This is a genomic window from Streptococcus sp. Marseille-Q3604, assembly GCF_916619785.1.
Taxonomy (GTDB): domain Bacteria; phylum Bacillota; class Bacilli; order Lactobacillales; family Streptococcaceae; genus Streptococcus.
Map to the genome: position 1 here is coordinate 565,540 of NZ_CAKAKM010000001.1, position 14,247 is coordinate 579,786.

Genomic DNA, 14,247 nt, shown 5'->3' on the forward strand with positions numbered 1-14,247 from the left:
TTCTAAGTTTTTTCTTCTTATACAGCCTTTTCAACGTTTTGATTTTAGCTGAATAGCCATTTTGTTAAAAAGTGCCATGTTTCTTTGGCAATACTTGCAAGGAAGGTTGAGAGACTAAATGCGTTGAATTTTTTGAGGAGATTCTCAACAAGTGGAGCGACAGTCTTAGGTGTTTCCACTGGAGCCTTACTTTCTTCTTGCTTACCCGTATTATCCTGAGATGGATCTGGCACTGTGTTTGTACTATCGTGACCATTATTTTGTCCAGTTGGCTCAGTCTCTGGAGCAACCTCTGGTTGATGCTCAGGCTCAACTGGTTTATTTTCCGGATTTGGCTCTGGACTTGGTTCTGGCTGAGGATCAGGTTTGATTGGTTCGTCAGTAGTGTCACTGCTTGTGTTTGTCATTTTTTCAGTTACGAAGAAGTTTTTGAATTCTACTGCTCCATCCCAAAGACCAACACCTACATGGGCTTGATTGAAGTAATTATCCACAGCATCAAATTGATGATGGAGCACTTCCTTGCCATCGACATAGACTGTCATGGTGTCCTTGCCTTTCACAACCTTGACATGGTGGTACTGACCGTCATTGATAGCCTTATCCAAATGAGCTTCAGCGATGGTTTCACCACCAAAACGGAAGAGACGAACAGTATCATTGTCAGCAAATTGGACAGAATAGGCACGACCAGGTTCTTCACGTTCCGCAGCTACAAAGAGGTTGACCAAACCATGTTGGTATTTGACATCGATATCATAATCAAATTGCTTGAAGCCATTACTTTCATAGGCCATGAAGAAGTCATTGGCACTAACATTGCTATCGTAAAGGGTATCGTCATCAATATACCAATCACCAGTGACAGCTTTCAAGCCTTTAAGGTTGGTCGCAAAATTGTTGAGCGTAATGTCAATATTAAAGGTCTTGGTCAATGAAGGGTTTTCAACTGAAGTTGCTGTGACAGTGAGATGACCTTTGTGAAGAGCTTTGAGAGAAAGTTTATTGTCATGTTCGGTGTATGACACCAAACTTGGATCACTTACTGTCCATGTCACATCTTGCTCTTCAGAAGCTGGTGCGAGATAAACCTGCAAGTCCTTACTTTGACCAACTTCAAGAGCCAAGTGACCTGCAACTGTGGTGTTCATGGCAACAGCCTTAGTGACTTCCTTCTTGTCAGTCCAAGTACTCTTAATTGGGTAGATAGCAATATTTGCTTTGGCTGGACCACCTTCAACCAAGACGCTCGCTCCAACGGCTCTTGGGCTTGGGAAAATCTGATTGGCACCAGCTACCGTATTGCCCTTAGCAAAGACTTCCACACTCGCACGGTCCACATAAAGATGCAAATCAATAGAACCATCTTCATTGCGAGTCACTTGTTGGCTATTAACCTTAGCAAAGGCATCAGAAAGAATTGTCCCAGATTGGCTACGGTCAATAGACAAAGTTTCCTTGGTTAAATCGTAAACGACCTTTGTAGCTTGACCATCACCGACGCGAAGGTTAAATCCAACTGCAGTCGTGTCCTTACCTGGTACAAAGTGAGAAACCACTTCATAAGTATCACCTGAGAAATCTTTAAGCAGTTCATTGTCAGAAGCTACTCTGACATTTTCAAAATACTGGGCATTATCTGTATCACGAAGGCTTTCATAGGCCTTAACAGGTGTTTGTGTTAAGAGGTAACGGTCGCCTGATTTAACCAAACCAAGGTCAAGGTTAAGGTTAAAGGTACCATTAAATTTTTGACCAACAGTATCTGCAACTAGATTGCAATAATCTTCCCAAGTGTTCATCCAGTTGATTTCAGTCAATTGCGGGATGTTTGGATGGTCAGCTGTCCCAAAATCATGAACATAGTAAGTCATGGCAGCATAGGAATCCTTACCAAAATTCATGATTTCATCATGTTCTTGGTAAACTTCATCAGCTACAAAGGCCCACTTACCATCCACTTGTTTAAAGTCTCCAACCTTGTAAGAACGACCACCACGTGAGAGGACCCACTTGAGTGCCCCATCATTGGCCACAATTGGATAGAGGTCAGGACATTCCGTATGCAAATCCTTATAGGTTGTTTCAACCTGCCAGTTCTTCAAATCTGGTGAGGAATAAATGCGGAGTGGACCACCAGCAAGGACCATAAACCATTGGTTATCCCAGCGAAAGACCTTAGGATCACGGAAATCTTGGTTTTGAAGTGGGTCCTGAGACCAGTCGGCAACCACCTTATCATATTTTTGCCAAGTTCTACCCTCGTCCTCACTATAGGCAATTTCAATCCGTTGCCCATTACCATTTGAAGTGATAATAGCTACCAGACCGCCTTCCGGAGATTTGAAGAGACCTGAGCTATTGGTACTATCAACCACGACAGAGCCTGAGAACATGTGACCTGTTGCATCTGGATAAAAAGCAATTGGCTCTTCATCCCAATGAAGCAAGTCTCGGCTGGTCGCATGAGCCCAGTGCATTGGACCCCATTTGGTATCATCGTAAAATTGATAGAAAAGATGGTAACGTCCTTTGTAGAAGACCAAGCCATTAGGGTCATTAGCCCAGCCATCCTTAACAGAATAATGATACTGATCACGGTAAAGCTCGTTGTAATAGACATCATCGCTCTGTCTTCGGTGGATATTGACACGGTAGGTCAAGGTCACTGGACGACCAAGCGAATCGGTCACACTACTTTCAATAGTAAAGTAATTGGAACCTACAGCCACTGGCAATTGAGAAATATCTGTGTAGACATTTCCTTTGGCATCTTCAACCTTGATGACAGCATTAGGATTGTGCTTAGTAATGTCAAAGCCTACCGTCTCAGCATTATGCCCTACATATTGGATATGAAGTGGTTCTTGGGAGAAGAATTGGGCTTGTTTTTCAACAGAGCCTGTCTTTGAGGTTACCACGAGATTGTCAATCAAAGGAAGACTGGCACCGTCAAGATTGACATAACGGGTGTTTCTGAAAATGACATTGGCATTCCAATTAAGAAGACCAAAATAGCCCTCTGAAATAACCTGTGGTTGACCCTTGTCACTTTTTTGAAGAACAGAGTCACCTGTACTAGCCACAAGTACATCATTGACATAATAAGATAGCCACTGATTAGCCGCAACCACTTTAAGATTGTAGGTTTCATCAGCAGTTGGTGTCACATCTTTTTCATCTACGAGTTGAATATCCTGATTATTGACCCAACGCCAAAACTTAACCTTATGGTTACCAGAGTCCACATTGACCCCATACATATTTTTGTTACTGCTATCATTGTTACCACGGAAAATGAGGGCAGCTGCACCACCAGCTTCCTTGAAGGTCACATCCGTAGAATAAACAAAATTTTTGCCCTCAGATTGAGAATAAAGGAAAGAGTCTCCCTTGTCTTTGGCATCTGAATGAATGCCATCAGCCTGCATTTCCCAGTGACCATTTTGATCTGCGGTCATTCCCTCAAGATTGGTAACTGCTTCATTATTAGGCAAATCCGTTTTATCTTCTGTCACATGAACAGGACTTGTACTATTGGTTTCAACTGGCGTTTCTTGACTGTTCTGATTCAAATCAGCTTCTTTCGTTTGATTAGGCACTTTTTCAGCCTCACTAGCCTGTGTTTGGACTTCTTTTGGCTGATTAGGACTAGGCTGAGTGAGATTCTCTTGAGCTGTTATAGCAGATTCGGAAACAAGAGACGGGCTAGGCTCTATCACTTGGGGGACTTCTTTGGTCGTGCTGGGAGCAACCTCAACTTGTGGAGCAACTTGATGATCAGTCTGAGCTACCACCTCCTGAGGTATTGGGCTCACAGTTGCCTGTTCCACTTGGTCCGCATAGACAGGACCAGCCAGGGCCAAGCCTGCAAAACTTACCAAGGCACAGCCATAGACCCATGTCTTCCCACTTTTACGCATAAACCAATTTTTACAAACAGTATCATTCATGACTCTTCTCCTTCTTTAGAGCAACATTAAATGTTATCTCAGTTTTCATGAAAATTCAAAGTCAATACATTTGCCTTTATTAATAATCCTATCAAAGTTTCCGGAAATATCTTTAGGGTTTACATTAAAACGGTAAACGCTTACTTTTAATATCATTATATCACTATAATCTGAAAATACCATCTTTTTCTGTAATATTTTTCATATAAATGAAAAACTTCCGAATTTGCCATTCGAAAGTCCCTTACTTATGTTTAATCTGAGCCTGTTAGCAGGCTATTTCCAATAATACCAATGGTTACAATAGCAATCCCAAAGAATCCCAAAAGGCTAGGTAGACTATCTCCGAGGAAGAGGCAACCACCCAAGAGGGTAAAGAGAACTTCACCAGCCTGAGTAGCCTCAACTACTGCCAGTTGCTTATGGTTATGCTTAACTAGATTAGTGGCCTCGAAGAAAAGCAAGGTTGCGACAACCCCAGAAAAGACAGCCACAATTAAAGACTGTAAAATCTGTCCGCCTGATGGAAGACCAGCATCTGCACCAGCAAAAGCTGACAAAAGCAACCAAAAAGGTGTACTCATCAAGGTCATTCCAAACACGCGCTGCGTCGTTGAAAGCTGATCCTGCTTACAGTGGACCATCATCTTACGATTGCCCAAAGGATAGGCAAAAGCGGCCAGTAAAATCAAGAGACTAGCACGGACCACACCGCTACCAAGACCACTACCGAAGTAAGGAATCTGGATGAGAATGATCCCTAAAAGGATAACCAATGTCATAAGCAGTTGCTTACCAGGTACCCTCTGCCCAAAGAGTGGGGTCAAGAGCAGACCAGCCAGAATGGTAATCTGCCAAGTGGCTGCCACAAACCAGGACTCACCATAAATGGAGGCTAGAGACAGTGGCCCATAGAAAAGCCCAAAACCAACCGTACTCCAAATCAACCAAGTCAGGGGTGCTTTCTTAATGGCAGACAGAACACCTGCCAGCTCACCCTTACGCCAGACCAAAACAGTCAGCATGGGCAAGCTAAACAAATAGCGTAGACTAGCACTCCACATCCAGGACCCACCCGAAAGATTCATACTACGATTAAAGATAAAAGTAAAAGCAAAAAAGAGGGCACCCAGAATACCATACCAAAGCGCCCTCGCAAATTGAGATTGTTTCATATTTGTAAACTCCTGTAATTATTCTATTGTATATTATTTGCAGCAATAAAAAAAGGAGGTCATCAAAATGACTTCCTTGGTTTCGTTTCAATTTTTACTTATGGACCAAGTAAACAACCTGTATTTTAATCACCTTTTAGCTGTACTTGTGTATGTGCTAGCAGGTCTCCTAGATGTCTCCTATCTTTCCTAAAAAACGTCATTGCCAGTAACAAAACTGCGATTAGAGTCGCTGAAAACGAGAGGATAATGGATAACACATCAAAATCACTATAGAAGCCATGAATCGTGCCCATATGACCGAGTTGCCAAGGTAAAAATTTGATGACGTTTCTGATCAAGCTAGCCTGCACTGTTTTTTTCTGGTAGACCAGTTCAAGCCCTGCTTTTCCCTTCCCCAAGCTCCCATTTTTTGCATAATCCAAGAATGTGAAAAGGAGCGTGATTGGCAAAACAGAGGTGAAAAATACAAGCCACTGCGACTGAATTTCTGTAAACTCTGGGACGCCATTAAAAAAAATAATGTATATAAGCATAGAACCTAAAAACAGAAGACCTAAATAAGCTATAATAAAAAGATAATCGAATAGAAATTCAATCATTCTTTTTTTAAACGAAATAGGATTTGTTGCTAAGATCTTCATCGCCCTCTCCTCCTTTATCATCTCCCATTATAACATTTTTTAATATTCTAAATAATATTTGAGAGGAAAATTTGTAGGCTATTGAGCTCGCAAATTGAGATTGTTTCATAATTGTAAACTCCTGTAGGTTTTATTATACACTACTTCTATTATGGCTTTTGGACTTTATTTAGATTTTACGTTATAGTAGTATTAAAAATCTAAATCATAAGGGTAATGTATGTCTCAGGATATTAAAGTAGAAATTGGAAAAAGAATTCGTGAAGAACGTGAACGACAAGGGTTAACACGTGAGCAAGTTTGTTATGCTGAAGATGAATTAACTGTCAAACAGCTGATGAGGATTGAGCTCGGACGTTCATTGCCAACTATTGTAAAACTTCAATATATCAGTGATAAACTAAATGTTTCCCTGAATTATTTGTTGGGAGAAACTAATTTAGACATTCCTGAAGACTATTATCAGGCTAAATATAAACTCATGAAGTCTCCTGTCTATGGCGACCCCGAACGTATCAAGAAGAAGCTAAAAGATATTGAGGAACTCTACGACAACTATATTGAGATTCTACCAGAGGACGAGCTTTTTGCTATTGATATCATTGAAAGAACATTAAATTTCATAGCTGAAGGGGAGGGAGAAGACCTTGTTGAAATAGTATTTGAAGATTATTTAAATCAAGTATTGAAAAAAGAACAGTACACATTGAATGATCTTTTATTGATAAAATATTATTCTGTACAGTGCCAATCATCTTCATATGATGAATCTATAATCGAGAATTTTCGAAAAAAATTGATAAAACAAAGATTGCAAGGAGATGAATTAACCAATGTGGAACTATTGGGAGCATTATCAGCTATAGCTGGGATATATGTTATGCACCATGAATACGAACATATGAAGTCTCTCGTCGATAAGATGTATGAAATCATACATTCCATTATGCAACACTCATATCAGCCAGGTATCACAATGCTTGAAGCAAAATACTATTTATATTATGAGAATAACATAGAAAAAGCAACCGAGCTCTATCATACAGCTACCCTACTAGCCGAAGCCTTCGGCGACCAAGTCTTCATCAAAAATCTTAAAATGGAAATGAAAAAAGATTTAAATACGAAATAACAAATCTAAGTGACATAAATGTCCTTTTGATTCGTTATTTTTTTGTTTATACTCATTCATATAATCAAATAGGAGAAATCAAGATATGACAAACCTTATCGTAGCAAAACAGTTAAGCAAACAATTTCAAAAATATAAAGCAATAGAAAATCTAAACTTCACAGTTGAAGAAGGTGAAATTTTAGGTTTCCTAGGGCCTTCAGGTTCTGGTAAAACGACAACAATTAATATCTTAACAGGTCAACTCACTCCTAGTCAGGGAGAAACTTATATTTTAGGCAAATCATCCCTTCAGTTAAAAGAAAAAGATTTGTCAAAGATTGGATTAATTACTGAAAATAGTGGCTTTTATGAAAAATTAACACTTCATGACAATCTTCTATTCTTCGCCAAACTCTACAATGTTTCACTAGATTATATTGACGATTTGATGAAACGTGTCGGACTTTATGACCATCGAAAAACCTTAGCAGAAAAACTCTCTACAGGGATGAAACAACGGATGCTTTTAGTTAGGGCTATGATTAACAAGCCAAGAGTTCTCTTTCTTGATGAACCGACTTCTGGTTTAGATCCATCAACATCTCAAACCATTCACGCTCTCATCAAAGAGCTTAAAGAACATGGAACAACCATTTTTCTGACGACACATGACATGCACGAAGCTACCATTTTATGCGATAAAATTGTACTTCTAAATAAAGGGAAGATTGTTGAAGAAGGAAAACCTGCTGAGCTTATTCAGAAATACAATACCAATAAGATGGTAAAAGTGACCTATTGTTCAGGTCAAGAGAAAGTGATTCCCTTCTCTGAATTAAATCATATTACTGCTATTCAGGATATTCAAACCATCCACTCATGTGAACCGACTCTAGAAGACATCTTCATTCAACTGACAGGAGGAAAACTTAATGTTTAACCAATTAAAATCTTTACTATGGCTTAGAAAACGAGTAATCAAATCTAATAAAAGCATTATCCTACAAATCCTCCTTCCTTTAGGACTTGCCTTTCTCTACAAATATATTTATGAGATACAAGGTAGCCTAAACAATTCAGTGAAAGCCAATCTATTAGTTACCTGTTTAGCCATATCTTTGAGTGTATCAGTTGGAACTCCAATCAGCACGATTGTTTCTGAAGAAAAGGAAAAAAATATTTTAAGAACTTTGTTTTTAAGTGGTGTTAACAGTACGAACTATATCCTTTCAGTTTTATTTTACCCAGTGCTTATTAGCTTAGTTATGACAACTGCTATTCCAAAAATACTAGAACTGAATATTGAAACTCATTATGGTCCTTATCTTATCGTCTCATTTGCTACATCTTTAGTAATGATGCTTATCAATCTTTTCATTGGATTAATCAGCAAAACTCAAGTATCTGCCCAAGTGATTAGTCTTCCAGTAATAATGATTAGTATGTTTATTCCAATGCTTTCAGAAATCAGTAAAGATTTTGATAATGTCACAAAGTACAGTTATATGGGATTGTTCACGAAATCTATAGGGCACCTTGAAACCTTTAAGTGGCAGGACCAAGTAGCAAGCTCACTATCCCTGCTAGTCTGGTTACTCCTATTTACTACACTGATCATTCTACAATCTAAGAGATTACGAAAAATATCTTAATTCAAAACCATAACCATCTAAACTGAGTGTTAGATGGTTGTTTTGTTTATTTCCCTTCTTTTGCTCTAACTAGAAACTCAGATAGCTTCCTAGAGTCTTTTCATTCACATGATTTTAAGGTATATTATTATATAATTAAAACTCAAGGGGAATACAGATGTCTGATGATATTAAAATCGAGATTGGAAAAAGAATTCGTGAAGAACGTGAACGAATAGGTTTAACACGTGAGCAGGTTTGTGACACCGAAGAAGAATTAACCGTCAAACAACTGATGAGAATCGAGCTCGGTCGCTCATTACCAACTATTGTCAAACTGCAATACATCAGTGATAAATTGGGAGTTTCCCTAAACCATTTGCTAGGTGAAACAAAACTAGACATTCCTGAAGACTATTACAAGGCTAAATATAAACTCATGAAGTCTCCTGTCTATGGCGACCCCGAACGTATCAAGAAGAAGCTAAAAGATATTGAGGAACTCTACGACAACTATATTGGTATTCTACCAGAAGAAGAACTTTTAACCATTGATATCATTGAAAGAACCCTGAATTTTATATCTGAAGAGAAGAAAGAAGATCTTGTAGAGATTGTATATGAAGACTATTTGAACCAGGTATTAAAAAAAGAAGAGTACACCTTGAATGACCTTCTGCTAATAAAATACTATACCTTTCAATGTCAAGTTGGTGACTATGATAAAGAAATTGTTGAAAGTTTTCGATGTAAATTAATTAATCAAGAATTACAAGGGGAAGAGCTAGTTAATGTTGAGCTACTTGGAGCATTGTCAACTATAGGTGGAATCTATGTGATGCATCAAGATTATAGAAATATGAAAACTATTGTCGATAAAATGCATACTATTATTGATAAGACACTACAACATGCTTACAAACCCGCCGTACTCATTTTTGAAGCGAAATATTATCTCTTCTATGAGAACAATAGAGATAAAGCAACTGAACTTTACAAAATGGCTACCATACTAGCCGAAGCCTTCGGTGACCAAGTCTTCATCAAAAATCTTAAAATGGAAATTGAAAAAGATTTAAACATATAATAGAAAATATATCAGCAACATCTTTAATATGATTCATTCTAAATGTAATAACTACCAAAGAAGCATCTGAAGTCAAACTCAGATGCTTCTTTTATTATTTTAATTTTTTACTTTCAGCTGATAATATGCTTCTTCAGATACTTCTTCCCATACCAGTCTTCTACTGACTTGCCTTCCCAGTCACGGTATTCTTCGGGGTATTTTATTTTGTAGTAACCTTCTAAAAAGAAAGGGAACTCCATGAAGATAACCATTGCCAAGAATCCAATATCTATGATTATCCATGTCAAGAACATACCTAACAAAGTCAGGCTTTGTGAAACTGCTATACCCGAATGCGATAAGATTATTTTGATGATTACAGCAAGCCCTAGCACTCCTGAACCATAGGTGGCGATTAGGCTTGCTATTCTATCAACAAGAGTTTCTCTCGCCTCTTCACCGAAAAAACAAGTGCTTAAACTTCTTTTCTCCATACGAAGGAATATTAGGGCAATAATAAACAGAAGAATATAAATAAACCAGATTCCAACTGAGGTTAGGGTCGGTAGGGCTACAGTTATTGCCAAGAGATTGAACTCAAGGCAAAACCAAAATAAAAAGGTCTCCATATGAAAGCGATATCTGTATGGACGAATAAACGGTTTTCGAACAAATTTTCCAATAAGTACAAGTAATAGCCATATAAAACAGCAAATCAGAAATAATTCAGGGGTCAAGAGTGACGGCTTGTGAACAGGCAAGGTTAAATCTTTGGGATCTGCAACATCCAAAGAAGAGGCAAATAAGGCACAGAGAAAATTACATCCGAATACAAAAAAGACGCTGTAGAGAATACTTTTTATTCTAAAACCAATACTTGGCTTTCCATTATTTAAGCCTTTTCCAAGTTTTTCGTAATAGTCTTTCTTTATATACTGAAGAGAAGCATCGTCTAGTAAATTTAGACTCTCTTCAAAACTGGCTTTAAAGATTGATTTTTTCATTTTTATCTTATCAATAATTCCTTGTGTTTTTTTAGGTACTTCCAATTAATCTCTATTCGATTGGTTAAATCATAAAGAGCGAGACAGACCTTTTTAGTTTTCTCAGCTAGTGTAGAGTCTGTGTTTAACTGAGCCTCTAGCTATTCTCTGGACAAATCAGGATCTATCAGCACGATTGAAAGGATGAGATAACTCTCAAAAAGTTCTTATATTTCTGCTTTAATTACGTCTGACTGATTGCTTCTCTAGCATTCTTTATGACAGCATCAAAATCTCCTGACCTAGACTTTACGAGTGCCTTGCTCTACCAACTGAGCTAAATTGGCTAACACTTTTATAGTATGGCACTCTCAATTTTTTGTCAGGAAGTTTTAAACGATTTTCTTTATCAAAATCTGGCAAGGATTTTGGGGATCCCATAGTTGAGGAAAAATCTCTAATTTTTTAAAACCAACACTTCGATAAAAGACATTTGTTCGGTCATAATCTTTATTTGAACCTTCTGCCACTGTTTTTACCTGTAGGTAGTCTACTTGTTTGCCTGCTTCACTTTCTAAAGTCGCAAGCAATTGACTGCCAATTCCTCTACCTTGATAAGCTTTTTTTACGCCGAGACAATCAATCTCTGCACACTCTTCACTAGAATAGGACAAGCTTACAAATCCAGTCAAATCACTCTCCTGATAGGCTGCCCAAACTTGCAAATCTTTGGCTCCTTCGATGTAGGCTTGCGTGCTTTCTGGTATTCCAAACCATTCTGGCAAATCCTTTAAAACCTCATCAACAACTGCCATTTTTTGATCTTCATCCTTGACTTCTTCAATTGTAAACATCATAAGTTCCTTTCTTGATTTTGGTCTTACTTCCCCCTTACGAGCCAGCACTTTCATAGGCATCCAAGCCCCTATCCCAGAGTTTGAGGGAAATGAAAAAGAAGACAAGGGAAATCAGAATCAAACCACCGATGTTAAAGAGCCCATTCTTGCCCTGCAAGAAATAGCTAGCTGGATAATAAGCTGTAAAGGCGAAAGGCACGATAAAACTAATCAACCAACGAAGGAGCGAATTGTAAATGGAAATCGGGTACTTGGCAAAGTCATTAAACATATAGAAAATGTAAATCATGGCACCTGACTGCTTGGTCCAAAAAGCGATGCTGGCTGTCGCGATTTTTAAAGAAGTATAAATCAAGGTCGCAAAAGGAATACAGACTAGAAAAATCAGGAATTTTGAAAGAGTCCAAGCGATGCTAGTCACTGTTGTTCCTAATAGAATGCCACCGACTAAGAGTTCACCCAAGGCATCAATCTGAAAGGTCTCAACCAGGATGTGAAAGAGAGGGTTGATAGGACGAGTCAAATACTTATCAAATTCCCCTTTTCGGACTAGCCGTTGACCTAAAGCCCAGAGATTGTCAAAAAAGAGATGATCTAATCCCTTTGGAATCAAGGAAAATCCATAGATAAAGGCAATCTCTTGAAAAGTCCATCCTTCTAGGGATGGGATATGTTGAAAGATGACATTGAGAAATAAGAGGTTCAGACCTTGTGTCAGAAAGACTCCCAAGACACCAACCACAAAATCCACCTTGTATTCCATGATTTGCTTGATGTATTGTCTGATAAAAATCAGATGCATGCGTTGATATTTTTTCATACTAACCTCCTTGAATGGTGATGAATGTCTGGACTCGTTTCCAAATCAACTGAGACAAGCCCACCATCACTATAAGCCAGAAGAACTGGAGCAAAAGCGCTTGAAGAATCTGACTGGCATCGTATTTCCCAACAATGATCATAACCGGAGTGTAAATCAAGGATGAAAAAGGCAAGAAGGAGAGAATAGCTGAAACCACCTTTGGAAAGAAAGCCAAGGGAATCAAACTTCCAGACATAAAAGCCACTATGGAAGTCTTGAGTAGATTGGAACCCCAAAGATTTTTAAACACAAAGGCTGAAAAACCAAAACAGATATTAAAGAAAAAGTTAATCAGATAGGCGAGCGTTAAGCTAAAGAGATATAGAACCATCAACCCCAGCACTTCTACAATGCCTTGCCCAGATAAGATTTTCATCAAAACAATGACACTTAAAAATGGCAGTCCAACAGAGATAAAAATCAACCACTTGGAACCAAGCTCCGTAAAGAGGTAAGAAGCCGCAAAATGCACTGGTCGCAACAAGCGCATGATAATGGAGCCATCCTTGACCTCCTCCCCAATCATAAAGGAGCTATCAGACCTGGTCAAGAGATTGGTCACAAAACTCATGATGATATAAAGGGTGATATCCGCCATGCTAAAGCCCTGAATCAAAGGCTCCTGGGAGGAGTCAAAGACAGCCTTCCAGAGATAAAAGGCCACAAAAGCCCCCATGACATCTCCAATCCGATAGAGAATAAAGTTGACACGATAGGTAATCAACTCCTGAATCCCTGCATTGATAAAGGGTTTATACCGTCTCCACAATTTGACCACCTTAGAGCTCCTTTCGGTAGAAGCGACGGATAATATCCTCAATATCCGTATCCACCATCTTCAAATCACGGACTTCAAAATCAGACAGAGTTTGCTTGATAATATCAGCTGACTGGTAGCGAGAACTATCGAATTCAATAGTCAGGCTATTTCCTTGCCTATCAATGGTCATATCAGGCAAGCCTTCATAATGAGAGACTAAATGACTTTGACCTGGTATCAGATCGAAGGAGAGAGTCTTCATCTTGCCAAAGGTTTCCTTGAGCTGGCTCACCGTTCCATCAAAAATCTCTTGTCCCTTATCAATCATAAATATCCTATCACAGAGTTGCTCAATATCACTCAGGTCGTGAGTGGTCAATAGAATAGTGGTCTCTTCCTCCTGATTGATTTGAGTGATAGCCCGACGAATGTTATCCTTGACTGACACATCCAAACCAATAGTTGGCTCATCTAAAAAAAGAACCTTGGGATTGTGAAGCAAGGAAGCCGCAATATCCGCCCGCATCCGTTGACCAAGCGAAAGAGTCCGTACAGGATCCTTGATAAATTCCTTCAAATCTAAAACTTCATTCAAAAAATCCATGCGCTTGTGGAAGAGCGAGTCTGGCACATCGTAAATCTCCTTCAAAACCGAGTAAGTCTCTTGCAGGGCCAAATCCCACCATAGCTGGGTTCGTTGTCCAAAAACAACCCCAATATCCTTGACATAATCTTGACGATTATCCTGTGGAATCTTGCCATTAATCCGACAAAAACCAGATGTCGGTTTCAATATTCCTGTTAGCATTTTAATTGTGGTCGACTTCCCAGCACCATTTGCTCCGATAAAACCAAGAATCTGCCCCTTGGGCACCTCGAAGGTCAAATCTTTGACCGCTTCAAAGGTCTGCTTTTCAGGATGAATAAAGGAACGCAAAGCCCCCTTCAAGCCCGGTTCCTTAACAGTCTTCACAAAATTTTTCTGAAGATGTTCCACTTCAATCATCGCCATATCTATCTCCTAAAGTAAAAAATCAACAAACCGTGTCCTCTAAACACAAAAAGCCAATTTCTCATCTCCTAAAATCTGCCTTCTTTATCACAGCAGAAGGTATCAGTATTACTCTATTATAAAGCAGTTAAAAAAGGAAACCAAGTGTTATTTAGCAAAAGAGAAAATAGTTTTGATACTTGAAAAA

Annotated in this window: 13 protein-coding genes; 4 read left to right on the plus strand and 9 right to left on the minus strand. The window is 38.8% G+C overall.

Annotation, left to right across the window (positions count from 1 at the left end):
• Nucleotides 1-44: 44 nt before the first annotated feature.
• The 4 genes from LG375_RS02545 to LG375_RS02560 all read right to left on the minus strand — a co-directional run bounded on the left by LG375_RS02545 (nt 45) and on the right by LG375_RS02560 (nt 5,881).
• Nucleotides 45-3,953 (minus strand): GH32 C-terminal domain-containing protein, encoded by a 3,909-nt coding sequence (locus tag LG375_RS02545; RefSeq protein ID WP_225745217.1) that lies wholly within the window; start codon nt 3,951-3,953, stop codon nt 45-47.
• Between the two features lie 254 nt (nt 3,954-4,207).
• Nucleotides 4,208-5,128, minus strand: a complete 921-nt coding sequence (locus tag LG375_RS02550) for a multidrug resistance efflux transporter family protein (RefSeq protein WP_225745218.1) — start codon at nt 5,126-5,128, stop codon at nt 4,208-4,210.
• A gap of 125 nt (nt 5,129-5,253) precedes the next feature.
• Nucleotides 5,254-5,772 carry an RDD family protein gene (locus tag LG375_RS02555; protein ID WP_141760007.1) on the minus strand — a complete coding sequence of 173 codons (519 nt, stop codon included), beginning with the start codon at nt 5,770-5,772 and terminating at the stop codon, nt 5,254-5,256.
• Nucleotides 5,738-5,881: a hypothetical protein gene (locus LG375_RS02560; protein WP_176745608.1), complete on the minus strand. Its 144-nt coding sequence runs from the start codon at nt 5,879-5,881 to the stop codon at nt 5,738-5,740. The genes LG375_RS02555 and LG375_RS02560 overlap by 35 nt, the downstream gene beginning before the upstream one ends.
• Before the next feature lie 111 nt (nt 5,882-5,992).
• On the opposite strand from LG375_RS02560, the gene LG375_RS02565 reads away from it, so the two are divergent.
• The 4 genes from LG375_RS02565 (at nt 5,993) to LG375_RS02580 (ending at nt 9,604) form a co-directional block, all read left to right on the plus strand.
• Nucleotides 5,993-6,904, plus strand: a complete 912-nt coding sequence (locus tag LG375_RS02565; protein WP_225745219.1) for a helix-turn-helix domain-containing protein — start codon at nt 5,993-5,995, stop codon at nt 6,902-6,904.
• 85 nt (nt 6,905-6,989) lie between these two features.
• Nucleotides 6,990-7,826: an ABC transporter ATP-binding protein gene (locus LG375_RS02570; protein ID WP_070838940.1), complete on the plus strand. Its 837-nt coding sequence runs from the start codon at nt 6,990-6,992 to the stop codon at nt 7,824-7,826.
• Nucleotides 7,819-8,538, plus strand: coding sequence for an ABC transporter permease (locus tag LG375_RS02575; RefSeq protein WP_014634657.1), 720 nt, complete (start codon nt 7,819-7,821; stop codon nt 8,536-8,538). Before LG375_RS02570 ends, LG375_RS02575 begins: the two co-directional genes overlap by 8 nt.
• Nucleotides 8,539-8,695: 157 nt before the next feature.
• Nucleotides 8,696-9,604: a helix-turn-helix domain-containing protein gene (locus tag LG375_RS02580; protein ID WP_070838941.1), complete on the plus strand. Its 909-nt coding sequence runs from the start codon at nt 8,696-8,698 to the stop codon at nt 9,602-9,604.
• Nucleotides 9,605-9,717: 113 nt separating this feature from the next.
• Here the strand turns inward: LG375_RS02580 and LG375_RS02585 are convergent, their stop codons facing one another.
• The 5 genes from LG375_RS02585 to LG375_RS02605 all read right to left on the minus strand — a co-directional run bounded on the left by LG375_RS02585 (nt 9,718) and on the right by LG375_RS02605 (nt 14,060).
• On the minus strand, nt 9,718-10,590 hold the full coding sequence (locus tag LG375_RS02585) for a hypothetical protein (RefSeq protein ID WP_070839018.1): 873 nt from the start codon (nt 10,588-10,590) through the stop codon (nt 9,718-9,720).
• Nucleotides 10,591-10,961: 371 nt separating this feature from the next.
• On the minus strand, nt 10,962-11,423 hold the full coding sequence (locus tag LG375_RS02590; protein ID WP_070838942.1) for a GNAT family N-acetyltransferase: 462 nt from the start codon (nt 11,421-11,423) through the stop codon (nt 10,962-10,964).
• Between the two features lie 37 nt (nt 11,424-11,460).
• Nucleotides 11,461-12,246: an ABC transporter permease gene (locus LG375_RS02595; RefSeq protein WP_070838943.1), complete on the minus strand. Its 786-nt coding sequence runs from the start codon at nt 12,244-12,246 to the stop codon at nt 11,461-11,463.
• 1 nt (nt 12,247) lies between these two features.
• Nucleotides 12,248-13,066, minus strand: coding sequence for an ABC transporter permease (locus LG375_RS02600; protein WP_070838944.1), 819 nt, complete (start codon nt 13,064-13,066; stop codon nt 12,248-12,250).
• A gap of 1 nt (nt 13,067) precedes the next feature.
• On the minus strand, nt 13,068-14,060 hold the full coding sequence (locus LG375_RS02605) for an ATP-binding cassette domain-containing protein (RefSeq protein WP_064525145.1): 993 nt from the start codon (nt 14,058-14,060) through the stop codon (nt 13,068-13,070).
• Nucleotides 14,061-14,247 lie beyond the last annotated feature (187 nt).